The 22144-nt window shown below is 39.0% G+C and carries 25 protein-coding genes; 11 read left to right on the top strand and 14 right to left on the bottom strand.

Annotated elements, in window-relative coordinates; translation table 11 throughout:
- Positions 1–54: 54 nt before the first annotated feature.
- Entirely contained in the window at positions 55–222 is a 168-nt protein-coding gene (locus H5159_RS05055) for a hypothetical protein (protein WP_002961566.1), read from the bottom strand.
- Between the two features lie 371 nt (positions 223–593).
- On the opposite strand from H5159_RS05055, the gene H5159_RS05050 reads away from it, so the two are divergent.
- Positions 594–1145: a hypothetical protein gene (locus tag H5159_RS05050; protein ID WP_182779836.1), complete on the top strand. Its 552-nt coding sequence runs from the start codon at positions 594–596 to the stop codon at positions 1143–1145.
- On the opposite strand, the gene H5159_RS05045 is transcribed toward H5159_RS05050, so the two are convergent.
- On the bottom strand, positions 1142–1945 hold the full coding sequence (locus H5159_RS05045) for a hypothetical protein (protein ID WP_182779834.1): 804 nt from the start codon (positions 1943–1945) through the stop codon (positions 1142–1144). The genes H5159_RS05050 and H5159_RS05045 overlap by 4 nt on opposite strands.
- A 188-nt stretch (positions 1946–2133) precedes the next feature.
- On the opposite strand from H5159_RS05045, the gene icd reads away from it, so the two are divergent.
- A complete protein-coding gene (icd, locus tag H5159_RS05040; protein WP_138488944.1) occupies positions 2134–3402 on the top strand; it encodes an NADP-dependent isocitrate dehydrogenase in 1269 nt (422 codons plus the stop codon).
- 12 nt (positions 3403–3414) lie between these two features.
- Here icd and H5159_RS05035 read toward each other — a convergent pair whose 3' ends face one another.
- The 4 genes from H5159_RS05035 to H5159_RS05020 form a co-directional block, all read right to left on the bottom strand.
- Positions 3415–3846 (bottom strand): hypothetical protein, encoded by a 432-nt coding sequence (locus H5159_RS05035; RefSeq protein ID WP_002961558.1) that lies wholly within the window; start codon positions 3844–3846, stop codon positions 3415–3417.
- 411 nt (positions 3847–4257) lie between these two features.
- Positions 4258–4464, bottom strand: a complete 207-nt coding sequence (locus H5159_RS05030) for a hypothetical protein (RefSeq protein ID WP_007375422.1) — start codon at positions 4462–4464, stop codon at positions 4258–4260.
- A 29-nt stretch (positions 4465–4493) separates the two neighbouring features.
- A complete protein-coding gene (locus tag H5159_RS05025) occupies positions 4494–4943 on the bottom strand; it encodes an N-acetyltransferase (protein ID WP_182711346.1) in 450 nt (149 codons plus the stop codon).
- A gap of 82 nt (positions 4944–5025) precedes the next feature.
- The gene (locus tag H5159_RS05020; RefSeq protein ID WP_182711345.1) at positions 5026–5973 is read right to left on the bottom strand and encodes a LysR family transcriptional regulator; all 948 of its coding nucleotides are present in this window, start codon (positions 5971–5973) and stop codon (positions 5026–5028) included.
- A 381-nt stretch (positions 5974–6354) separates the two neighbouring features.
- Between H5159_RS05020 and aceK the strand changes: the two genes are divergently transcribed.
- The 3 genes from aceK to H5159_RS05005 all read left to right on the top strand — a co-directional run bounded on the left by aceK (position 6355) and on the right by H5159_RS05005 (position 9468).
- Positions 6355–8127: a bifunctional isocitrate dehydrogenase kinase/phosphatase gene (aceK, locus tag H5159_RS05015; RefSeq protein WP_182779833.1), complete on the top strand. Its 1773-nt coding sequence runs from the start codon at positions 6355–6357 to the stop codon at positions 8125–8127.
- Between the two features lie 64 nt (positions 8128–8191).
- A complete protein-coding gene (locus H5159_RS05010) occupies positions 8192–9154 on the top strand; it encodes a zinc-binding dehydrogenase (protein ID WP_024595341.1) in 963 nt (320 codons plus the stop codon).
- Positions 9155–9216: 62 nt separating this feature from the next.
- A complete protein-coding gene (locus H5159_RS05005; protein ID WP_007582532.1) occupies positions 9217–9468 on the top strand; it encodes a DUF2999 family protein in 252 nt (83 codons plus the stop codon).
- Between the two features lie 81 nt (positions 9469–9549).
- Here the strand turns inward: H5159_RS05005 and H5159_RS05000 are convergent, their stop codons facing one another.
- Complete coding sequence (locus tag H5159_RS05000; RefSeq protein ID WP_007582534.1) at positions 9550–10050, bottom strand: fasciclin domain-containing protein; 501 nt, start codon at positions 10048–10050, stop codon at positions 9550–9552.
- 184 nt (positions 10051–10234) lie between these two features.
- Between H5159_RS05000 and lepB the strand changes: the two genes are divergently transcribed.
- On the top strand, positions 10235–10885 hold the full coding sequence (lepB, locus tag H5159_RS04995; protein ID WP_182768950.1) for a signal peptidase I: 651 nt from the start codon (positions 10235–10237) through the stop codon (positions 10883–10885).
- Between the two features lie 183 nt (positions 10886–11068).
- Here the strand turns inward: lepB and metG are convergent, their stop codons facing one another.
- The gene (metG, locus tag H5159_RS04990; protein ID WP_024597613.1) at positions 11069–13090 is read right to left on the bottom strand and encodes a methionine--tRNA ligase; all 2022 of its coding nucleotides are present in this window, start codon (positions 13088–13090) and stop codon (positions 11069–11071) included.
- Positions 13091–13277: 187 nt separating this feature from the next.
- Here metG and apbC point away from each other — a divergent pair, with 187 nt between their 5' ends.
- Positions 13278–14354, top strand: coding sequence for an iron-sulfur cluster carrier protein ApbC (gene apbC, locus H5159_RS04985; protein ID WP_182779832.1), 1077 nt, complete (start codon positions 13278–13280; stop codon positions 14352–14354).
- Positions 14355–14360: 6 nt separating this feature from the next.
- Positions 14361–14945 carry a dCTP deaminase gene (gene dcd, locus H5159_RS04980; protein WP_002959670.1) on the top strand — a complete coding sequence of 195 codons (585 nt, stop codon included), beginning with the start codon at positions 14361–14363 and terminating at the stop codon, positions 14943–14945.
- Between the two features lie 16 nt (positions 14946–14961).
- Here dcd and H5159_RS04975 read toward each other — a convergent pair whose 3' ends face one another.
- Both H5159_RS04975 and H5159_RS04970 read right to left on the bottom strand, forming a co-directional pair.
- On the bottom strand, positions 14962–15747 hold the full coding sequence (locus H5159_RS04975; protein WP_033021010.1) for a CLCA_X family protein: 786 nt from the start codon (positions 15745–15747) through the stop codon (positions 14962–14964).
- A gap of 24 nt (positions 15748–15771) precedes the next feature.
- Positions 15772–16368, bottom strand: coding sequence for a tRNA-uridine aminocarboxypropyltransferase (locus tag H5159_RS04970; RefSeq protein ID WP_182715319.1), 597 nt, complete (start codon positions 16366–16368; stop codon positions 15772–15774).
- Positions 16369–16505: 137 nt separating this feature from the next.
- Between H5159_RS04970 and H5159_RS04965 the strand changes: the two genes are divergently transcribed.
- Positions 16506–16850, top strand: coding sequence for an Hpt domain-containing protein (locus tag H5159_RS04965; protein ID WP_002959674.1), 345 nt, complete (start codon positions 16506–16508; stop codon positions 16848–16850).
- A 367-nt stretch (positions 16851–17217) separates the two neighbouring features.
- On the top strand, positions 17218–18435 hold the full coding sequence (locus H5159_RS04960) for a pyridoxal phosphate-dependent aminotransferase (protein ID WP_024597609.1): 1218 nt from the start codon (positions 17218–17220) through the stop codon (positions 18433–18435).
- A 66-nt stretch (positions 18436–18501) separates the two neighbouring features.
- On the opposite strand, the gene H5159_RS04955 is transcribed toward H5159_RS04960, so the two are convergent.
- From H5159_RS04955 to H5159_RS04940, 4 genes are read right to left on the bottom strand one after another with little or no spacing between them, the layout of a single operon-like run.
- The gene (locus H5159_RS04955) at positions 18502–18969 is read right to left on the bottom strand and encodes a glycine zipper 2TM domain-containing protein (protein WP_002959676.1); all 468 of its coding nucleotides are present in this window, start codon (positions 18967–18969) and stop codon (positions 18502–18504) included.
- A gap of 55 nt (positions 18970–19024) precedes the next feature.
- Complete coding sequence (lpoB, locus tag H5159_RS04950; protein ID WP_182779831.1) at positions 19025–19645, bottom strand: penicillin-binding protein activator LpoB; 621 nt, start codon at positions 19643–19645, stop codon at positions 19025–19027.
- Positions 19646–19656: 11 nt separating this feature from the next.
- The gene (locus tag H5159_RS04945) at positions 19657–20082 is read right to left on the bottom strand and encodes a YcfL family protein (RefSeq protein WP_002959678.1); all 426 of its coding nucleotides are present in this window, start codon (positions 20080–20082) and stop codon (positions 19657–19659) included.
- 8 nt (positions 20083–20090) lie between these two features.
- The gene (locus tag H5159_RS04940; protein ID WP_024595111.1) at positions 20091–21455 is read right to left on the bottom strand and encodes a COG3014 family protein; all 1365 of its coding nucleotides are present in this window, start codon (positions 21453–21455) and stop codon (positions 20091–20093) included.
- Between the two features lie 224 nt (positions 21456–21679).
- Here H5159_RS04940 and H5159_RS04935 point away from each other — a divergent pair, with 224 nt between their 5' ends.
- On the top strand, positions 21680–22138 hold the full coding sequence (locus H5159_RS04935) for a hypothetical protein (protein WP_024595110.1): 459 nt from the start codon (positions 21680–21682) through the stop codon (positions 22136–22138).
- The last annotated feature ends 6 nt before the right edge of the window (positions 22139–22144 follow it).

Genomic DNA, 22144 nt, shown 5'->3' with positions numbered 1-22144 from the left:
TAATATCTTATCAATAATTGCAATAATAGAATGGCAATTAAAGTTATATGTTGCTTAGTTAGCTTTTAGCCACTTAACAAACTGGCGTGCATCACTCGCTTTTTGAAATAATGCATTTTTTAAACCTTGTGTATCACTGAAGATTACACGATGTTTGTTTACTGAAATTGATTGCACTGGATGTGCTATTTGGATCATAGACCCGTTATATTTATAAGACATAATAAAACTCACTTTATTCTTGTTATTTATTCTGCGCTATATTTGTATAGCAAATTGCAGTCAATAAATTAACGATGTTGTGTTTAGCTTCATTACAGTGTTGACGATCTTTATGACACTTTTGCGATGATAGTAAAAAATCATCTCGGTATTATTCAAGGGGTTCTCGCCGTACAATAACTTAGCTTTCAAATATACGTTTTGCGGGGCTTACTGGATCAGGGTAAATGGTTAACCGCGGCGGTTTCTTTAAACCAGAGAGGGAAGGTAACTTATATATAAATTGTGTGCAAGCTATTTATTATAAAAATATTTATAATAAATCTTATCAACTGCTTACAAAGCCCATTTTTAGTTACCAAAGGATAAGTATGAATTACCTAATAGTGAGTGATATTTATGGTTTAACCCCTGCTTTAAGTAAGTTATCACAGGCAATTAGTTCAAATTTAGTGATTGTTGACCCATACAATAACAAGATTCAAGCTATTGAAAGTGAACAAGATAGTTATAATAATTTTATACAGCAGTGTGGCCATGACAAATACACGGACAAACTTCTAGAATGCTTTGAGAGTTTAAAAGTGCCGACCACATGTATTGCGTTTAGCGCAGGGGCAAGTGCAGCATGGCGGGCACAGTTATTAACAGGCAATACACACCTTAAAAAGTTAATTGGCTTTTATCCGTCGCAAATTCGTAATCATTTAGCGTTAGATGCAAATGTACCCTGTGAATTCATATTCCCAGCAAGTGAGAGTCACTTTAATGTTGATGAAGTTATTAAAGCTTTAAGCACCAAAGCAGGTGTTAAGTGCTATAAAACCAATTTTTTGCATGGTTTTATGAACGAGTACTCAACCAATTTTAATGCGCAAGGGCTGGTTGAATATAGTAGCTATATAAAACAGAGCAGCCGTTAAAGCGTGTTTAGCTGCTTTTTATTAATATCAGGAAAATCAGTACGGGTATTATATTTTGCATACAGCGTTGTAAAAATGCTGCTGCCGGATAACTTATCTAACTCTTTTATAAAGGTTTTAGCGCTAGAACGAGCGGGTCTACAGCATGTTTGATACTGTTTTATTATACCCGCGACAGATAAACCTTGTTTTTGTAGCTTAAGGTCGGCCTGTGCAAAAAAAGCCGCACCCGTCCAATAAACACGTTGCTGGGCGCGTTGTTTCCACATATCGGCAGAGAGCTTATTAAGTGGCTGTGTTTTAGTTTTGGTTTGCAGGCGGGCACGATCAAATCCTGCATTTAAACGTTGTACAAACTGTGGCTGGGTGATTATACCGCTGTCACGCATTATTACGTTTTGCATATAACTGGCAAAACCCTCGCTTAGCCAAAAACCGGAGTAGGGAAGTAGCGGCAAATATAAATGCGAAAGTTCATGGTATAGCGTCCAATCTTTAGTGAATGCATTTAAACTGGCGTAGCGATCTATATGTAGTTCAATCCCATCGGGGTTATTGCGCTTAACTGTAGCCCAAGGTACAGGCTCAAAAGCAAAGTATTGCGGTTTTAAATATATAGGCAAAGTGGTTTGCTTTAAAGGCCCCAGTGTATTTTGTGTTTTTTCAACACTTTGATTAACCCATGTAGACACCGTATTTTGAGCATTACTTGAGAGCGAGCTAAGGTTATGTATGACTACTTCAACGGCTAATAAGTTAAAAGAGCTGATTGATAGTAGCAGTACAAAAAAGTATTTCATTAAAATGCTCCACTGTAATTTAATAACTGGTACGCCAGGCTTAATATACAAGACCAACTAAATGGATAAATAATCACGCCTAATTCTTTATTTTTTAAAATGATAGTAACTATAAAAGTACAAATACAGACACCTCTAGCTAAGCATGGTTTAATCAATTAATCGTTATTTTAAGTTAGGTTTTAGCCATGACGTATCAGCATATTCAAGTTCCTGAGCACGGCCAAAATATCACTATTGATGCACAAGGACATTGGCAAATACCGTTAGAACCAATCATTGCTTTTATTGATGGCGATGGCGTGGGGCTGGATGTTATGCCGGTGATGCGCCACGTTGTTGATAGTGCAATTGAGCATTGTTATAAAAGTGCACGGAAAATTCATTGGATGCAAGTTTATAATGGCGAGCAGGCCGCAAAGCTGTATGACGGTGACTGGTTTCCACAAGAAACAATTAACGCGGTACGTGCCTGCAAAATTGCCATAAAAGGGCCGTTAACCACACCACTGGGTGGTGGCTTTAGATCGCTTAATGTTGCACTCAGGCAAGAAATGGATTTGTTTGTAAATATGCGAACTATAAAAGGCTTTAGCGCACTTCCTTCTCCTTTAAAAAATCCTTTTTTAACAAACATAACAGTGCTTCGTGATAGCAGCGAAGACGTGTACTCAGGTATTGAGTGGCAAGCAGGGAGTGTAGAAAGCGAAAAAATGCTCGATTTTTTATGTGAGGAAATGGGCGTAACCCGCTTAAGGTTTTCACAAGAATGCGGTATTGGTATTAAAAATATATCTAAAGAAGGCTCTGAGCGACTAATGCGCTTTGCCATTAACTATGCACTTAAAAACGATAGTGAATCATTAACGCTAGTGCATAAAGGCAATGTACTTAAATTTACCGATGGGGCATTTAAGCGTTGGGGGTATGCACTTGCACAAAGCGAATTTAATGCCACTGCACATGAAAATGGGCGTTGGCTGCAAATAGAGCGAGTAAATCAAGCACCTCTAATTATTAAAGAAGTTATAGCCGACAACATGCTGCAGCAATGTTTAATGCACCCAGAGCAATTTGATGTAGTGGTGACGACTAATCAAAATGGTGACTTTTTAGCGGATATGCTGAGCGCACAAGTTGGCGGTGTTGGCATAATGCCTGCTGCAAATTTAAATAACGATGTCGCATTTTTTGAGCCTACACACGGCACGTTTGAACGTATAGCAGGGCAAAATAAAGCAAACCCCAGCAGTAGTATTTTAAGTGCGGTATTAATGCTTAAATTTATGGGATGGGACGAGGCCGCATTACTAATAGAAAATGCGTTAGAGCAAACATTTAAAAGCGGTGAAGTAACCTTTGATTTAGCGCAAGAGCAGAGCGATAACTCAAGTATTCATAACTCGACAACCTTAACTTGTACTGGCTTTGCAAAGAAGGTTATCGAGCACTTTTAAACACATTCATTATTAAGCTGCTGAGGCAGTTTTTACTCTGTGCATGCAAGGGCGGTTGGTTAACTGCGCTGCACGATGGTAAATCTCATGTGCTTGAGGTTCATCGCACTGCGTACCACTAAGCGTATCCATTAACGCAACAACAATAATTGCAGGAACCTGGCAGCAATATTCGTCTAAAACGGCTTCTGTCGTTTGTGCATCAACATGGCAAAGTGGGTGGTTTTTAAGTTGGTATGCGTTTAGCAATGTATCCACTTCTAATACATCATTTGGTTGGTGCTTTGTTTTACGGCATTTACAACCAAACTCATCAACTAAAGTAGCTAATGCTTGGTAAGTTTCAGTGGTGTTAGTTTTTGCGCATAACTGCTCTTCAATAAACTGATGTAAGTTAGCATCAATAAATAACCCGTCTTGTTGTGTGAAGCTTGATGTTGTCATAATTATTACTCTTAGTTTGTTGGCTTAACTTCACTCTAGCGCTAAGTGTATTATTAATGAAATTGTTGTTTTCAATAACTGACATTGATTTCATCAATAGTAAGTTTTAAAACTAAATAAAAAATAGAAAACATACCTAAATTATACTAATTAATTTGGTGCAGAGCGGTAAAAACGTGCACAAAACTGGAACAAGGGGATTAGTTGATGAGTTAAGGTGGATGCTTAGTTAATTGTTTTTATTGAATTTTAATTGTTTTATGAAGTTGGTACTAAGCTTGCTAATCTTACACTGTAGGTAGACTCCTATATCGACGATTTCCAAAAGCGCCATGGTATTTTCCCAAAGTTGAATACCACGGCGCTTTTTTATTTTCTCGTGTATTTTATTTAGCCGTAACAATAGTAATATTAAATTTTAATAAAGTAGGGAATAGCCACTAAAATAGCGCCTACAATCAACAGCATGCTAACACTGCTCATAAAATACGGAAATACCAATAGCGACAAACCAATACAAAGCGGTACTACGGCTTTTTTTCTTCGCCCGTAAGTAAGGTAGCCAATACCTATGCCTCCAAACAAAACACTCCACGCAATTATTGATGCACTATCCATTTGTAAATTACCTATTTTGAAATACTGATTTAAATTACGACCGACATAGCCAGCTTTTCAATACCATGTGAAGGAGTCCATCTTTTAAATTCCACGAAGCCATGCTTTTTATATAAATTTATTGCAGGAGTATTAGCAACCGCAGTCTCCACTATTGCATGAGAAAAATCATCCATCGCTAAAACATAACTTATTAGCTTACTTGCGATACCTTTTTTAAAATGACTAGGATCAACGGTTAAACTACAAATATCTAAACACTCGTTGTTTGTATCTACTTCAATAACGGCTGCTAAACATTCATTTTCGCTGTAGCCATAAAAGGTTGTTTCTGATTTTTTTATACCTTTAATATTACGCGCTAAAGGAGGAAAGTTATGCGCGCCAATCAGTTTAGCCTCTATAGCATAGGACTTTTGAAAGACAGCAAAAATTATATTTGCAGTATCGTTATTCTTATTATTAAGTTTGTTTATCATTATATTCTTCTAATGAAAGTAAAGCTTGGACAGTATGCGCGATAGTAAAATACCTAGTGTTTGATGTGATGAAAATAATAATTTATCTATCTGCGATCGTTTTAGCAAACGCTAATAACTCACGCCTTAACCATTGGTGCGCTGGCGCATGGTGCAGCAGTGGGCTCCATATCATTTTTACTTCAATAGGCACTATTTGGAATGGCACCGGGCTGATTACCAAATCAGTATGAGAGGTTAATAATTTAGCTTGCCTGCGCGGTAGGGTGGCAATAAGTTGCTCTGATTGGCAAAGCAGGCTTGCGACCATGTAGTGGCGAGTAAAAACACGTATTTTACGGGTTTGTTCTAGTTGCCAAAGCGCTTCATCTACCCAGCCTAATTTTTGCTTTCCTGATTTATTAGTAACAGCGGCTTCAGGCCCCCAGCCGGCACGATTTACCCAAATATGCTCTTTTTTTAAGTAGTCGTCTAACCCTGATTGTTGTAAAAATGTATTTTTAGGATGGGTTAAACAACAGTAATTATCGCGCCATACACTGGCTTGATGAAACGAGCGTGGCAAACCATTAAAGCGATTTATTGCTAAATCTATAGTGCCTTTTTCCATGTCTTGCAGGTTTATGTCGCTTGGACTTAATACATCAAAATTAATACCGGGATTTTTACTAAGCTGCGCAGTTATAAAAGGGGCTATTAAGGTCGACTCTATGTAGTCATTTGCCATTATTCTAAAGGTAACTTCAGCGGTTGCAGGGTTAAATTGCTCACTAGGCTGCGTAATAGCTTCGGCCATTTTTAAGAGCGCCTCAACTTCAGGCTTTAACGCAAGTGCCTTTGCCGTTGGCGTCATAGAGCCTGCGGCACGCACAAGTAGCGGGTCGTCAAATAAATCGCGCAAACGTTTTAATGCGTTACTCATAGCCGGTTGCGTAAGCGCGAGTTTATTTGCAGCTTTCGACACACTTTTTTCATCTATTAACACATTTAAATAAACGAGAAGGTTAAGATCGACATTTCTTATATTCATATGGGCGTGTTGGCCTTTCAGGGTTGAAATTTGTTCAATCTAGGGGCGATTTAATCGCGGCGCGAGGTTTGCCACCTAGTGGGCTAAGTAAAAATCGAGCAACAAAGAGTTAATCGTCCCTAGAAAGAACCCTATGGGCAGTGTGTATTTGGCCTTTATGCAGCGTTAAAGTACATTTATGGGGAGCCACCACACTACATGTACTTTGCCTTGCTTATAAACCAAATACACGGCTGCAAAATTAACCTCGAAAGGTCAATACGCCCAATAAATTCTATTTATATGCTGTATTAATTATCTAAATTAAAGCCTGCTTGCTAAGGTGTAAACAATTAATAAAAAATAACCGCCATAACTGGCATCAATATAAGTGCTGTATTTATGCAAAATAGGCTAACACATCAATCTAATAATACGCTGCAAAACGTTATTGCCAGTAAGCTTGCACGATCTGTTTTTGCTGGATTTGAGGCGATGTTTTCGCAATTTTTAAATATTACACTGGGTGCACAAAGCCGTTTTGAACAACGACAGTACCACAGTGTGCAAAGTGCTATGCGTGAACGTTTACAAGTGTATGAGCGCGAAGTGAAAAACGTGAGTGAAGCCGTGAGAGTTATTGCTTATGCTGAGCTTACTTGCCCGCAAACGTGGCAGTTAGCTAAAAATATTTACGGCGATATGGTACAAAATCACGAAAACAAACCTATTGCGCATACTTTTTTTAATTCAACGTTTGGCGCAATTTGGGACGATAAAAAAATTCGTACTGTGCATTTGTTTGTATTAAAAGCAAAGTATCGTAGTGAGCCACGCTCTTATGAAAGCTTAGTGAGCAGGGTATCGCTACATAATGGGTTTAATAACGCCGTTAAAACGCTTATCACTAATCAAGTATTTAGAGTGCCGTTTAGTCATTTAGAACGCGATGTAGCCACATTACAAAGTACGTTAATGCAAGGCGCTAAGCAGCAATGCAAACAGGTGTACGAACTTATAAATTTAAACGACGGTTATATTGAATACGCCAACTCATTATTTTTTAGAAACAAAGCCTGTTATTTAATTGGGCGCTGCATTGCTAAAAATGGCGACAATATGCCTTTTGCTATCGCTATTTTAAATACCGATGAGGGACTAAAGCTTGATGCTGTAATGATGGGCGCCGATCAATTAAGTTTATTATTTGGCTTTGCACGCACCTATTTTATGGTTGATACCGATAAGCCCGCTCGTTATGTAGATTACTTAAGTGTGTTAATGCCACACAAACAACGCTTTGAGTTATTTAACGCCATTGGTTTTATAAAGCACGCCAAAACTGAGTTTTATCGGTATAAGGTCGATACGACTAAAAATAGCCCAGCCAACTTCAAGTATGTCACAGCACCAGGGACGCCAGGTATGGTAATGCTGGTATTTACTATTGAAGGGCTAGATTACGTTTATAAAGTAATTAAAGACAAATTTAGTGCGCCAAAAACAGCCACCAAAGCACAAGTGATAGACAAGTATAACTTTGTAAAACAAGCCGATAGGGTTGGGCGTTTGGTAGACACACACGAGTTTAGATATTTAGCGTTTGATTTAAGCCGTTTTAGCGACGAACTGCTTGAGCAGATGAAAAACCAAATTGGTAGCAGTATGGTTATATCGGGTAAGGCACTCATTTTAAAGCACGTTTATGTTGAGCGTAAAATGACCCCGCTTAATTTATATATTAACCAATGCGATAACAAAACCCTAGAACGAGTAATGCATGACTACGGTAAAGCAATTAAAGAGTTAGCGGGCGCTAATATATTTCCGGGCGACATGCTAATGAAAAACTTTGGTGTAACGCGATGGGGGCGAGTGGTGTTTTACGACTTTGACGAAATTTGCCCACTAACCGATTGCAACTTTAGAGACGTTCCACAAACCCAAAATGCACTCGAAGAGCTAAGTAGTAACTCGTATTTTGATATAGCTGAAAACGATATATTTCCGAGCCAATTTAAGGTGTTTTTTAGTGCCAACGATATTGCGTTTAACTATTTTAATAATGAGCACAGTAACTTGTTTTTAGCGACGTTTTGGCAGAGTTGTCAGCAACAAGTACATAATGGTTATCTACCCGATGTTTATCCTTATAAACAAAGTTGGCGCTTTTGAGGTTGTTTGAATCTGTGATCATCCCCATCTATATGTTATTACAGTTTTTAAACTTGGAGCAACAATGAAATATATTTCTCATGAAGATGGCAACCTTGCATTTAGTGAAACCGAAAAGCCGGTTTTAAAGAGCCATGAAGTACTTGTTAAAGTTGCAGCAATAGGTGTAAACCGTGCAGACAGTATGCAGCGCCAAGGTAAATACCCGGCCCCTGCGGGAGATAGCCCTATTTTAGGTTTAGAATGTGCGGGTACAGTTACTGAGCTTGGAAAAGATGTAGATAAAAGCTGGCTAAACAAGCGTATTTTTACATTGTGCTCTGGTGGTGCTTATAGCGAATATGTAGCAGTTGATGCAAAACAGCTTATGGAATTACCCGATGATGTAACAATGGCTGAAGGCGCTGCAATAAGCGAAGTGTATTTAACGGCATTTGGCGCGTTATTTGAGCTTGGTAAATTACAAAAAGGGCAAACAGCGCTTATTCATGCAGGTGCTAGTGGTGTGGGCGGTGCAGCAATTCAAATGGCTAAAAGCGCAGGTGCTACCGTAGTTATTACCGCTGGTACGGATGATAAATGCCAACACGCAAAAGAACTCGGTGCCGATCATGCAATTAACTACAAAACCACCGACTTTGTAGAATATATGAAAGCAAATGAGTTAACAGCAAATGCAATTGTAGATCCTGTTTCGGGTAGTTACTTAAATAAAAATGCCGCTATTGCAGCCATGGATTGCCAAATTGTGATGCTTGCATTTTTAGATGGACGTTTTGCAGAGGTTGATTTTGCGGCGCTTTTACAAAAGCGTATTTCGTTTCATGCCTCAACGCTTAGAAATCGTAGTATTGAGTTTAAACGTCAGGTGCGCGACGACTTTGTAGCGCGTTTTTACAATGATATTGCCACTAAAAAGTACGACTTTAACTTGTATAAAACATTGCCTTGGAGCGACGCAAACGAAGCCCATGCTATTTTAGAGCGTAATGAAAACGCAGGAAAAGTGGTTTTACTTGTAGAGTAACTCTTTAATTTTAGGGTTTAGCCCATATACTAAGCCCTATAAAAAACACTTAAGGTTTAATAATGAATCCAATACTAGCAATACTTAAAGAGCACAATGTAAGCGACGAAAAAGTAAAAGCATTGTTTGAAGCGTTTACTCAAAACCCAATGATGGCAATGGCGCTTGTTCAAGAGCTTGGTATTCCGCCAGAAAAGCTACAGCAACTAATGGCAGTCGTGATGACTCAACCGCATCTTATTAAAGAAGCGACTGACGAACTTGGTTTAGATTTTGAAAAAGTAAAAGAAGCGAAAGAAAAACTAAATCAATAATTTGTTATGTCATGAAACAAAAATAAATAAAAAAGCATAAGTATTTACTTATGCTTTTTTAGTTGGCTTATTCTTTTATGACTACTCTTTTGGAAGTAGTACGGTGTCGATAACATGAATTACGCCGTTGCTTGCTTTTACATCAGCTTTTACAACTTTAGCGTCATTTATCATTACGCCCATGCTGTCGGCTTTAACCATAACTGATTGGCCTTGTAGTGTTTTCGCACTATCTACCTTCATTACATCGGCTGCCATCACTTTTCCAGACACTACGTGATAAGTTAATACCGCCGTTAGCTTATCTTTGTTTTCAGGCTTGAGTAACATTTCTACAGTGCCTTCAGGTAATTTAGAAAATGCAGCATCTGTTGGTGCAAAAATAGTAAAGGGTCCTTTACCTTGCAGTGTTTCAACTAAACCTGCGGCTTTAACAGCAGCAACAAGAGTAGTGAACGAACCATTTTCAACGGCTACTTCAACAACGTCTTTTTTCATACCATGATGATCAGCATAAGCCATTGTAGTAAATCCAAGGCTTGCAGTTGTAAACAATAATGCAGTAGTAATTTTCTTAAACATTTTATTTTTCCTTTAAGTTAATACCCGTTGGTTTCGTTAAATGTTACGACGCTCTAAATTTAATCGATCAATTAAAATTAGTAGTCAACATGTTTTGTTACATCATTGATTGAACTGCAGCTAAATAGCAAAGTCATATAAACAGTTACTTAATTAAAGACTTGTTCAATTGAAGGGAATAGGCATGAAATTAGTTTATAAGTTTTGGAAAAACAACCGCTCTCTTATCGTATTTATTGCACTAATGAGCGTATTTAGAAGCGCTGTAGCCGATTGGTACGAAGTGCCAACAGGCTCTATGAAGCCAACAATTCAAGAAGGTGACAGAATACTTACCGATAAAATGGCCTACGATATTCGTGTCCCATTTACGCATATAAAACTACTTAAACTAGCGGACCCACAAACCGGTGATATTATTGTTTTTGACTCACAAGCTGCCGATAACCGTTTAATTAAACGTGTAATTGGTGTGCCAGGAGACACCGTTGCGCTTGAAAATAATGAGCTCATTATTAATGGTAAAAAACTTACTTATGCAGATCAGCAAAGCAACATAGACTCGCTTGATAAAATCGAAGATTTAAACGGGTTAGCGCATTCGATAAGAGTGGCAAATATTCCTTCACGTTTATCGGGCTTTGATGCAATTACAATTCCTGATGATTATTATTTAGCAATGGGCGATAACCGCGACAATAGCGCTGACTCGCGTGTAATAGGTTTAATTCCGCGTAATGAGTTATTAGGAAAAGCAGAGCGCGTTATAGTGTCTCTTGATTACGATAACTATTACCTACCAAGAAAAGACCGCGTATTGAAAAAGCTCAATTAAATAAGATAATTAATTTTAGAGTTAAAATATAACTGCCTATTTAGGCAGTTTACTTATATATTTTTTTACAAGCTTGGTAAGAACACTACGCTCTTGTTCGGTATTTAATATACGACTAAACATTACTTTAGCCCATAAAAAAACCGCTGACATATCAGCGGTTTTTTTATTGTATGAATAATATTACATTACGCGCATACCAGGCTCTGAGCCGTCATCTGGGTTAAGAATATAAATTTCTTTTCCGCCAGGGCCTGCTGCCAATACCATGCCTTCAGACATACCAAAGCGCATTTTACGAGGCTTAAGGTTAGCAACCATAACGGTTAGCTTGCCTTCGATATCCTCAGGTGCATAAGCCGATTTAATACCCGCAAACACTTGGCGAGTTTCGCCGCCTAAATCAAGTGTTAGCTTAAGTAGTTTATCTGCGCCTTCTACGTGCTCTGCTTTAGCAATTTTAGCTACGCGTAGGTCTACTTTTGCAAAATCATCGAACTCAATCTCGTCGCTAATTGGCTCTTTTGCAAGTGGGCTGTTAGGGTCAATTGTTACTTTTGGTGCTAAGCTTTCTTTAGATTCTTCAACCATTTTGTTCACTTTATCCATTTCAACACGTTGCATTAACGGTTTAAATTTATTGATAGGGTGGCTTACTAGTGCATTTTGAACGCCGTCCCATGCAAGGTCGTCATTTAAAAACGCTTGTACGTTGTCTGCCATTCCTGGTAGCACGGGTTTTAAGTAAGTAATTAAAACGCGGAACAAGTTAAGACCAAGAGAACACACTTCGTGTGCTTCTTGTTGCTTAGTTTCGTCTTTAATTAATACCCAAGGCGCTGCGCCATCAATAAATTGGTTTGCTTTGTCGGCAAGCGCCATTATTTCGCGAATTGCGCGGCTGTAATCGCGGTTCTCGTAGTGTGTTGTAATGCTCGGTGCAGCAGCTTGAAACTCTGCTAACAGCTCTGGTTGCATAATAGTGTTGCTTAGCTTGCCATCAAACTTTTTAGTAATAAAGCCAGCACAACGGCTCGCTATGTTGACTACTTTACCTACTAGGTCTGAATTTACGCGCTGTGCAAAGTCTTCTAGGTTTAAATCCAGATCAACAATACCGCTGCTTAATTTTGCTGCGTAGTAGTAACGTAAGTATTCTGGGTTTAAGTTATCTAAATAAGTACGCGCTTTAATAAACGTACCCTTAGATTTAGACATTTTTTCGCCATTCACAGTTACAAAACCATGAGCGAATACGTTAGTTGGCTTTCTAAAATTAGCGCCTTCTAGCATTGCTGGCCAAAATAAGCTGTGGAAGTAGATAATGTCTTTACCAATAAAGTGATAAAGCTCTGCGTCTGAACCTTCAGCCCAAAACGCATCAAAGTCGAGGCCTTTTTCGTCACATAGGTTTTTAAAACTCGCCATGTAACCAATAGGTGCATCTAACCAAACGTAAAAATATTTGCCTGGTGCATTTGGGATTTCAAAACCAAAATAAGGTGCGTCACGGCTAATATCCCACTGTTGCAAGCCATCGGTAAACCATTCGTCTAGCTTGTTAGCCATTTCTTGTTGAATAGTTCCCGAGTGTAACCACTCTTTGAGCATGCCTTCAAATGCTGGCAGGTCAAAAAAGTAATGCTCAGAATCTTTAAGTACAGGCTCAGCACCTGACATTACAGAACGCGGGTTAATGAGTTCGGTAGGGCTGTATGTAGCACCACACGAATCACAGCTATCGCCGTTTTGGTTTTCAGACTTACACGTTGGGCAAGTACCTGTTACAAAGCGGTCTGGTAAGAAAATACCTTTTTCAGGATCGAATAATTGCGAAATAGTGTGCTTTTTAATATGACCGGCATCGTTTAGGCGGTTATAAATAAGTTCGCTTAATTCTTTGTTTTCTTGGCTGTGCGTGCTGTGGTAGTTATCAAATTTGATATTAAAGTCAGCAAAGTCGCGTTGGCGCTCTATGCTCACTTGTTTTACCATTTCTTCAGGCGTGATCCCTTGCTTTTGCGCATTAAGCATAATTGGCGTGCCGTGGGCATCGTCTGCGCAAACATAATAAGCTTCGTGGCCTTGTAGTTTTTGAAAACGTGACCAAATATCAGTTTGAATATATTCCAATAAATGACCTAGGTGAGTAGGGCCATTTGCATAAGGTAATGCGCTGGTAATCAGGATCTTTCGCTGCGTCATAATCATTCCGAATTGAGGATAAAACGCCGTTTTTATTATACAAACGGCAATTATCATTAATTTATCTACAAGCTATCTGCTTAGAGTGCGCACAGCTTATGGATTTTTATTAATTGACTGGTGTTAATGCCCTGAATGTTACATAATTCCGTGGCACTTTTCATCAAAGAAACGCTATTTAATTGCTATGTTTGGACTGTCGAAATTATTCTCTTCTAAATCGGTGCAAAAACAACCGATTATAACTGCCTTAGCGGCATATCGTAGTGCGGCTTTTGCCGTCGGTATTGACGAAAGCTTCATTGATACTATTACTCAAAATGACGATAAATCACTACACATTAAATTAACTCTGCCATTTGCTGGGCAATCAGAAATGCCTTTAGTTGAGCAACACGTAAGTGAAAGCTTAAATGTGCCTGTAACAATTAGCGCCAAGGTTATCATTAAAGAGGCGGCTAAGTTTAAGACGATTAAACATATTGTACTTATTGCCTCAGGCAAAGGTGGGGTAGGTAAGTCGACTACTGCTGTTAACTTGGCAGGCGCGCTTAAAAATGAAGGCGCAAAGGTGGGTATTTTAGATGCTGACATTTATGGCCCATCTATCCCAATGCTTTTAGGATTAGTGGGCGCAGAGCCCGTCACTAAAGATAACAAACAGCTACAGCCTTTTGATGCAAATGGCATTAAAGCGCAGTCAATTGGCTTTTTAGTTCCAAGCGATGATGCCACGGTATGGCGTGGACCAATGGCGTCAGGCGCGCTGAGCCAGTTACTTAACGAAACCGATTGGGGCGAGCTTGACTACTTAATTGTTGATATGCCACCGGGCACCGGTGATATTCAGCTTACAATGAGCCAAAAAGTACCCGCTAGCGGCACCGTTATTGTCACTACACCGCAAGATTTAGCGCTAGCCGATGCGCAAAAAGGTATTGCTATGTTTAATAAGGTAAACGTACCGGTGCTTGGCTTAATAGAAAATATGAGCCACTACATTTGTACTCACTGTGGTGAAGCTAACCACGTTTTTGGTAAAGACGGTGCACAAAAACTGGCGCATAAGCACGGCGTGCCTGTACTTAGCCATATTCCACTTGCAATAGATATACGCGAGTATTCTGAGCAAGGTAAACTTATTGCAAGCGATAACGATGCCGCAATAAGCAAAACATACAGCGCAGCAGCAAGGTTAATAGCCAGCACGCTTTATTATCAACAGCATCACAATGCAATTGAAATTGTGATTACGGAAGATTAATAAATAATGAGACTTTCAGACACACATATTAAAGAATACTTAAGCGATGGCCGCATTGTTATTGAGCCTGCACCAACGAGCGAGATGATTTCAGGCGTGACTGCCGATTTACGCTTGGGTAATAAATTTAGAACGTTTAATGCGCATAACGCGGCATACGTCGATTTAAGTGGTCCAAAAGATCAGTTAAATAAGGCCATGGAATCGATCATGAGTGAAGAAATAGTGCTTGATGAAGGTGAAGCATTCTTTTTACACCCAGGTGAACTTGCACTAGCTATTACCCATGAAAAAGTAACTCTACCAGCAGATATAGTAGGCTGGTTAGATGGACGCTCATCGCTTGCGCGTTTGGGTTTAATGGTGCATGTAACCGCGCATCGAATAGACCCAGGCTGGAGCGGTAATATTGTTTTAGAGTTTTACAACTCAGGTAAATTACCACTGGCACTACGCCCACTGATGAAAATTGGTGCTATGAGCTTTGAAATGTTATCGGGCCCGTGTGAAAACCCATACAATATTCGTAAAGATGCAAAATATAAAGATCAAAGCAGCGCAGTAGCAAGTCGTATTAGTGACGATAAATAATCACCAAATATAGGCATTACTCGTCCATTTTATGAAGCGCATAACCCAGTAGTTCAAAGTACTGGTTAAGCGCTTCATTTGCTTTATTAATATGCTCACTATTTGGGTATATTAAATTACTACTTTTTAAGCCTCCCACCAAAAAGCTATTTTTTATATATGTGTGGCCTTCAATACAGGCTTCAAAACACCGTGCTGCAAGCTCTTCTGGCATGCTCATATAATTCATATTGTGGGCTTTATCGTGTTCTATACACGCTTGTACAAAGTTATTTGCATCAATACCATCTTCATCTAAAAATACATGTTTATAAAAACTGTTCAAAGCATTATTAAGTGGATGCGATAAATTAGGCGTGTTTGAAAGCCACAATTTTGAGGCAAAACCAAAGCGGGGTTTTGCTGCAAATAAGTGCTCGCTTATATGATGGTCAAACGCATGGAACCATTCATGAGCAAGTGCACCACCGCCTGCATTTTTTGCAAGAGCAAGTGTTTGAGAGGCTGCATTATAATGCGCTTGCACGCCTTTTTGACCACCATGGCCAAATGCAAAGTTAAGCTTGCCGCGCAGGCCAATTGCTTTAGGTGGTAAATGCAGTATTTGCGCAAGGTCGGCCAGTGCATCGTAAATTAAATTGGCGCTAATGTAGCGCTCTTCTTTAGTTACCCATTTACCAACGACCATTGACCTAAAGCCGAAGGTATCTCTTATATCGCTAAAGTCGACTTGGTCGTCAAAGCGATAGTCGGGTCCTTGGCGAGTAAAGCCACGTTTTAGTCTGTTAGGGTAGTTACGCATTGCAAGTTTCATATAGTAACGAATTTAATCTAAGTAACGTGCTTTTACGTGCTCGGGCATGTGTTGGGTTTGTTTTTGTATTAATTCATTAAGCGTATTATAAAGTGGTGCGGGATTTAGCTGCTCTATTAAAAACAAACTATGCGCTACAGCCTCAAGTGTGGATAGGCTGTCGGCCCGAGGGGCTTTACGAATAGCATAACGATTTTTAGGTAGCTGTTTAAAACTGACCGTTTTAAATTGATTTAGTAATGTGGTGAGCTGCAAAATTTTGTAGGCTTTTTTCCATGTACCATCAACCACGATTAAATGGGTGATTTTTTTTACATTTGGTTGCTCAGTGTTATCGTCTAAATTTACAGCGTGTTCGTTAGGGTAGAGTAAAACAGTTGAGCTTACTGGCAGTGTTTTTAGTATGGAAAAGTCATCATTATTTTCGCCTTTGATTATTTGGCAATCAGTTAGGCATAAATTGAGTAGTTTAGCGGTATTTTTTGCTATTTTTTCTTCACTCGGGTGCTGTAGAATAATAACCGTAACTTTGTTGTTTATATTTGTAATTGCGTTGCAAATACAGGTGTTTAGTGAAAAGTTACAATGATTACAAAGTGTGCGTGCCATTTAATAAACTTTTTGTTGCCAGTATGATCCTCGCAATTATACATTTATAAGGTAATTAAGTTGGTTTTTTTTACGCATCAATATAAAGTAGTACTATTAAACTGTAACTTACATGGATTGTTTTAAGGGCTTAAAATATGACAGAAATAAATATTGATACATCAGCATTAGAGAGTATGGAATCGTTATTGGGTGAGCAGTTTGCTGATACACTTGATTTTTGCTGCTCAGAGTTTGAACGTTTAGGCTCAGAAGTGTTAGCAACCATTGGTAAAGATAAAGAAGCAGCTATTCGCCACTCCCATAGCTTAAAATCGAATGCGGCGCAGTTTGGTGCTTCAAGCCTTGCTGAAGTATCGCGTGTTATTGAACAAAATTTAAACCTAGATAACTTAGCTGAAGCTATCGACGCATCTAATAGCTTAATGGCTCAAGTAACAGGCTCTCAAGCTAAGCTAAATGAATGGTTAGCATCTCGTTAATTATTGAAGCTGAAACGTGAATTTATTTCAGTATTAAGCACCTAAATTGACTGGCATTTTACGCCTTTACTAGGTTAGTCTAAAGATTCACTAGGGCGTGTTGATCTTTCGGGATTGAATTTGCAACGAGTGTCTGGTTTTTAGGTTAGGCAGAGCCTATGCAGTGTGGTTTTTCCACATAAATAGGCGATAACAACACATAAAATCCAAACACGCATTGCCCAGAGGGTTCTTCCTAGGGGCTATTTTCTCTTTGTTACTCAATTTTTACTTAGCCCACTAGGTTACAAATCTCGCGCCGCGATTAAATCGCCCCTAGGTTGAACAAATTTAATCCATAAAGTCAATACGCCCTAAAGAGGTAAAAATGTCTGATATTAAAAAGAGTCACAAATTAGAAGGTGTATGTTATGACATTCGTGGGCCGGTTTTAGCACAAGCTAAAAAAATGGAAGACGAAGGTCAAAAAGTATTAAAATTGAATATAGGTAATCCGGCTGCTTTTGGTTTTGATATGCCAGAAGATATGCACCGCGATATTATCCGCAACTTATATTCAGCCCAAGGTTACTGTGACTCTAAAGGCCTCTATTCAGCCCGCGTGGCTATTTATCAGCACTATCAACAACGTGGATTACATAATTTAGATGTAGATAGCATATATATTGGTAATGGCGTAAGCGAACTTATTCAGATGATCACCCAAGCGCTATTAAATAATGGCGATGAAGTGCTTATTCCAGCTCCAGATTATCCACTTTGGACTGCTTCTGTAACATTATCGGGTGGTAATCCGGTGCATTATTTATGTGATGAAGAGCAAGATTGGTTTCCGGATATTGCCGATATAAAAAGCAAAATAACGTCTAAAACTAAAGCTTTGGTATTAATTAATCCTAATAATCCGACAGGTGCGGTTTACAGTGATGATTTGTTAATGCAATTAATTGATATAGCGCGTGAACATAAACTGCTGTTATTGAGCGATGAGATTTACGAAAAGATTTTATACGATGGTATAACGCATACTTCAATCGGCTCACTGTGTGATGATGTACCAATCATTACTTTCAATGGTTTAGCAAAAACCTACCGTGCAGCGGGGCTAAGAATGGGGTGGATGGTTCTAAGCGGTCGTACCTCGGTAATGGATGATTTACGCAAAGGCCTTGAAATACTTTCATCTATGCGTTTGTGCGCCAATGTACCTGCGCAATATGCAATTCAACAAGCGTTGGGCGGCGTGCAATCAATTGATAATTTAATTAACCCAGGTGGGCGCTTATACGAGCAGCGCGATATAGCATGGCGCGGGTTAAACGCTATTGAAGGCATTAGTTGTAAAAAACCTAAAGGCGCGCTCTATGCGTTTGCCAAAGTAGATACAGCACTTTTTAACGTTAAAGATGATGAAAAGATGATGTACGATTTGCTAAAAGCCGAAAAAATATTACTTGTACATGGCAGGGCGTTTAATTGGCCCGAGCCGGATCATTTTAGATTGGTATTTTTACCAAGTAAAGATGATTTATCTGATGCGATGTTAAAAATGAAGCGCTTTTTTAAAGACTATCGCCAAGTATAGTTATTTAAAAAATAAAAAAACGAGCCAAATTTGGCTCGTTTTTTACATTAGTCATGAATATATTGGCTAATACGCTTTATCTACACGCACCGTGTTGTCGTTCAAGTACACTAATCTTACGTTATCGCCTTTGCTAAAGCGCATTGATTGGTCTTGATCTTGAACAACCATAAACTGGTCGCCGTTTTCAACTTGTATTAATAACTCTACAAAATGATTTTGCTGATAATGACTTTGCTGCTGCCTATTATGTGCAACACTGCCGCCAATTACCGAGCCTAATATTGTTGCTACTGTGCGGCCGCTACCGCCACCAAACTGGTTGCCTACAACACCACCGAGTAATGCACCGCCGAAGGTTTTCCAGCCGTTGTTTTTGTCTTGAATGATTTCTTGTTCGGTAATATTGCGTACCGATTTTACGTCACCAAATAAAACTTGCTGCACAGGGACTGCTTTATTGCGCTCGTATTGAGCAAAAGTTGGCGCGCTCACACTAAGTAGGGCACACATTATTAATATTATAGCTTTCATAATAATCTCCTATTGGTAGCCTTTATGGGCTTATTAGCCCGTAAAGGCTTAGTAACTACCAACCAAATGTCGATTTTTCTTTAGTTTTACGAATTTCAGTTTCGTCAGCCCATTCAACTAGGCCGCTTTCCATATCCATTAAACGCATCGTAAATTTATAGTATACGTCTGATTTATCGGCATTTGATTTAACTATGCTCGATAAATTTCCGTATAACATATATTGCGCGCCAATTTGTTTACCAAATGCAACGGCTGTTGCAGGGTTAACAAGGGCATCTTCGTTTTGAAACGTTAATTGCTCACGCACTGACTCAACACGCGTCATATCTACAAAACGGAATTTACCACTGCGTAGCATTTGCGTTGAGATTGAATCGGTGATTGATTCAGTATCAATGTGCTCACTAGTTTTGTTTTTAATACGCTCAACAAATACTACAGGGCGTTTATTAGCGGTCATTGTGCCAACAACGGGTGAGCTGAGTAATGAATCGGTCATTTGGCTCGCTACTTTTTGTAAATCGGTAGAGCCAAAATTAATATCGGTTGTTTCTACTGCTTGTGCATCGCCATAACTTACTACGGCTTTATTAGCACAGCCACTTAATACTAAAGCGCTCAAGCCAACTAAAGCGTAAGTTGATACTGTTTTAAATTTGTTACTCATGATCATGGTTGTTTCCTTTAATCTTTAAATTCTTGTGATTCGGTAGACACTTCTCTTACTGCTAAAGAAAAGGTAACCGCATCAGAGCTCGGTGCTAAGCCCGGTAATTGTGTTTTTGCAAAACCAAATAAGGTGAGTGCTTGCCAAGGTGAATGGTTGCCTTTAATTACAAAGCCGTCTTTATCAAACCAATTAAACTGATACTGTAAATATTGTGATTTTTTATACTGGCTCGAAAGTGTCACTACTACATCGGTTAACTGGTTGGTTTGACGTGTTTTCACATCAGTAATGGCCAGCTTTTTACCAAGCTCTGGGTTATCTACACGTAATTGCTCATTAAACTGGTTTTTATTTTGTTCAACAGAAATACCCGATGTAACCGGTTGGCTGGAACATGCACTGAGCATTAAGGCTGCTAATAATGGCGCTATGTATTTCATGATGGCTCCTAAAGTTGAACTACGTGGTAATTAAAGTAGTTATTAATAGAGGTTAAGTAAATTAACGTTAACCCTTGCTTACTAATGGTAAAATTTATGGGTGCTTGTGTGCCTATATGCACAGAATGCTCACCTGTATTTAGGCTTTGCCTTGCGACACTTATTTGATTTGGAAGTGTAAGCCAGCTGCGTGTATCAGCTTGCTCAGACGCCAAATTATAAATATTAGCAAGTATGTTACCTACATCACCGGCACTGCGAGCAAGTTCTGCCCGTACTTTCTCTTTGGCTACTAATCTGAGTACTTGGCGAGCGACTTTTGCAGGTATTTGATCTTCTAGAGTTTTAGCTGCAAGTGCCTCAATGTGTACCAGTGGGCTAAGCGCCAAGCTTTGTGCATCTATATTTATATTGTTAAGGCGGCGCACATAGGCATTATCTTTATATACCGGCATCGCCAAGCTGTAAAAGCGTGCATCGCCACGTGATGAATAAATTGGCAAGCGCAGTTTAAATTCATCTTGTTTTGGTACTAATCCTTGTTCAAATAAAACAATTACTTCGCCTTGTGATGAAGAAATAGTGGGCGTATCGCCAAAGCGTTTTTTAAATTCATTTAGATCTTGGTCAAACCCTTGTTTTTTAGCAAGGCGCATCACATCTTGCTGTAAATAAATATTGTTAGGTTGTATAGCCAATGCTTTTTTATAATCGATATAGGCGTCGTCGTATTGTTTAGCACTTTGGTAAAGCAAAGCAGATAAGTAAAATGTGTAGGCATTTTGAAAGCCATTTTTTATGTTTCTGGTTACATTGCTCATGCTTGGGTAGTGTTGCTGAGCTTCTTTAACGGTTGAGTCTACTTCTGCTTCATTCTCGCTAAGCGCATCAACTTGTACTTTATTAGCTCGGCGAATTTCGACCAATGCGCCTTCAACATCATTTTTATACACGTAGTTAAGTGCTTTATAACTATGAAGCATGCTCATTTCGTAAGCGGGTGGCACATAAGTTATTGCTGAGTCGTTGGTAAATAAAGCGTTACTTTGTTCAAGGCCCGCACTAACTTGTATTTTGGCGGCTTCACGCTTTTTTTGCATTTGCGTATACACGTTCTCAAATTTACTTTGTGCATCATCTGGTGTATTTGCTAAGTCGTTTAAACGAGCTTGCTCAAGTTGGTTGAGTAAGTAGCTGCTGTGCAGGGTGCTATTATTAGCAATAAGGGATTGCGCTTCTTCGATGTTGTTTTTCTCGATCGCATTTCTTATTGGTGTCATTTGTGTGGCATAGTCATTAAATAGGTCATTAAAACCCATTGTGCTACACCCACTTAAAATAAAACAAAAGCTTAAAATTATACTGCGGCGCACTGAGCACTCCTCTTAATTTACCTGTATACATTAACATACTATTTTTAGCTAAATGTGTGAAATATTGTAAAAAATCGTAGAGTAAAACTGCCTGCTAATAAAGAAATATAAAGTGACATTAGTGAACAAAGTGTGAATTTTTTTGGTTTATTATCACTCCACTGAAATAGTATTTTCGCTTTAGCGGTCTTGCTAAGAGTTATATCACTTAGAGGAATTAAAAAATGAAAAAGTTTACAGGTGCAGCAATGGCTGTAATGGTAGCAGGTTTAGTTGGTTGTAATGCAACAGAGGCAGAAACGGCAACATCAAGTGCAGTTGCTAGTAATGGCGCAACAACTGATTTAGTTCATTGTTATGATGCGAATGTATGTGGTGGCCATAACGATTGTAAAACAGCTGAGAATGCATGTGCAGGTCAAGCGTCATGTAAAGGGACTGGTTTTGTAGCAATGCCTGCAAAATCATGTGCTGACGTTGGCGGTACAGTAAAAGATAAATGGGTTGGCAGTGTAGCTAAAGCAGATTTAGTACATTGTAACGATGTAAATGTGTGTGGCGGTCATAACGATTGTAAGACTGCTAATAATGCTTGTGCTGGACATGCATCATGTAAAGGCACCGGTTTTGTATCAATGCCTGCAAAAGCATGTGGTGATATTGGTGGTTCTGTAGGTAGCTAATACCAA

The organism is Pseudoalteromonas sp. SG43-1, from assembly GCF_014164415.1.
Classification (GTDB): Bacteria; Pseudomonadota; Gammaproteobacteria; order Enterobacterales; family Alteromonadaceae; genus Pseudoalteromonas; species Pseudoalteromonas distincta.
This window is presented reverse-complemented; position numbering and strand designations above follow the sequence as displayed.

Excerpts from the sequence above, each read along its gene's own strand:
- H5159_RS05055 (WP_002961566.1), bottom strand. The coding sequence starts at position 222 with ATGTCTTATAAATATAACGGGTCTATGATCCAAATAGCACATCCAGTG.
- H5159_RS05050 (WP_182779836.1), top strand. The coding sequence starts at position 594 with ATGAATTACCTAATAGTGAGTGATATTTATGGTTTAACCCCTGCTTTA.
- H5159_RS05045 (WP_182779834.1), bottom strand. The coding sequence starts at position 1,945 with ATGAAATACTTTTTTGTACTGCTACTATCAATCAGCTCTTTTAACTTA.
- icd (WP_138488944.1), top strand. The coding sequence starts at position 2,134 with ATGACGTATCAGCATATTCAAGTTCCTGAGCACGGCCAAAATATCACT.
- H5159_RS05035 (WP_002961558.1), bottom strand. The coding sequence starts at position 3,846 with ATGACAACATCAAGCTTCACACAACAAGACGGGTTATTTATTGATGCT.
- H5159_RS05030 (WP_007375422.1), bottom strand. The coding sequence starts at position 4,464 with ATGGATAGTGCATCAATAATTGCGTGGAGTGTTTTGTTTGGAGGCATA.
- H5159_RS05025 (WP_182711346.1), bottom strand. The coding sequence starts at position 4,943 with ATGATAAACAAACTTAATAATAAGAATAACGATACTGCAAATATAATT.
- H5159_RS05020 (WP_182711345.1), bottom strand. The coding sequence starts at position 5,973 with ATGAATATAAGAAATGTCGATCTTAACCTTCTCGTTTATTTAAATGTG.
- aceK (WP_182779833.1), top strand. The coding sequence starts at position 6,355 with ATGCAAAATAGGCTAACACATCAATCTAATAATACGCTGCAAAACGTT.
- H5159_RS05010 (WP_024595341.1), top strand. The coding sequence starts at position 8,192 with ATGAAATATATTTCTCATGAAGATGGCAACCTTGCATTTAGTGAAACC.
- H5159_RS05005 (WP_007582532.1), top strand. The coding sequence starts at position 9,217 with ATGAATCCAATACTAGCAATACTTAAAGAGCACAATGTAAGCGACGAA.
- H5159_RS05000 (WP_007582534.1), bottom strand. The coding sequence starts at position 10,050 with ATGTTTAAGAAAATTACTACTGCATTATTGTTTACAACTGCAAGCCTT.
- lepB (WP_182768950.1), top strand. The coding sequence starts at position 10,235 with ATGAAATTAGTTTATAAGTTTTGGAAAAACAACCGCTCTCTTATCGTA.
- metG (WP_024597613.1), bottom strand. The coding sequence starts at position 13,090 with ATGACGCAGCGAAAGATCCTGATTACCAGCGCATTACCTTATGCAAAT.
- apbC (WP_182779832.1), top strand. The coding sequence starts at position 13,278 with ATGTTTGGACTGTCGAAATTATTCTCTTCTAAATCGGTGCAAAAACAA.
- dcd (WP_002959670.1), top strand. The coding sequence starts at position 14,361 with ATGAGACTTTCAGACACACATATTAAAGAATACTTAAGCGATGGCCGC.
- H5159_RS04975 (WP_033021010.1), bottom strand. The coding sequence starts at position 15,747 with ATGCGTAACTACCCTAACAGACTAAAACGTGGCTTTACTCGCCAAGGA.
- H5159_RS04970 (WP_182715319.1), bottom strand. The coding sequence starts at position 16,368 with ATGGCACGCACACTTTGTAATCATTGTAACTTTTCACTAAACACCTGT.
- H5159_RS04965 (WP_002959674.1), top strand. The coding sequence starts at position 16,506 with ATGACAGAAATAAATATTGATACATCAGCATTAGAGAGTATGGAATCG.
- H5159_RS04960 (WP_024597609.1), top strand. The coding sequence starts at position 17,218 with ATGTCTGATATTAAAAAGAGTCACAAATTAGAAGGTGTATGTTATGAC.
- H5159_RS04955 (WP_002959676.1), bottom strand. The coding sequence starts at position 18,969 with ATGAAAGCTATAATATTAATAATGTGTGCCCTACTTAGTGTGAGCGCG.
- lpoB (WP_182779831.1), bottom strand. The coding sequence starts at position 19,645 with ATGATCATGAGTAACAAATTTAAAACAGTATCAACTTACGCTTTAGTT.
- H5159_RS04945 (WP_002959678.1), bottom strand. The coding sequence starts at position 20,082 with ATGAAATACATAGCGCCATTATTAGCAGCCTTAATGCTCAGTGCATGT.
- H5159_RS04935 (WP_024595110.1), top strand. The coding sequence starts at position 21,680 with ATGAAAAAGTTTACAGGTGCAGCAATGGCTGTAATGGTAGCAGGTTTA.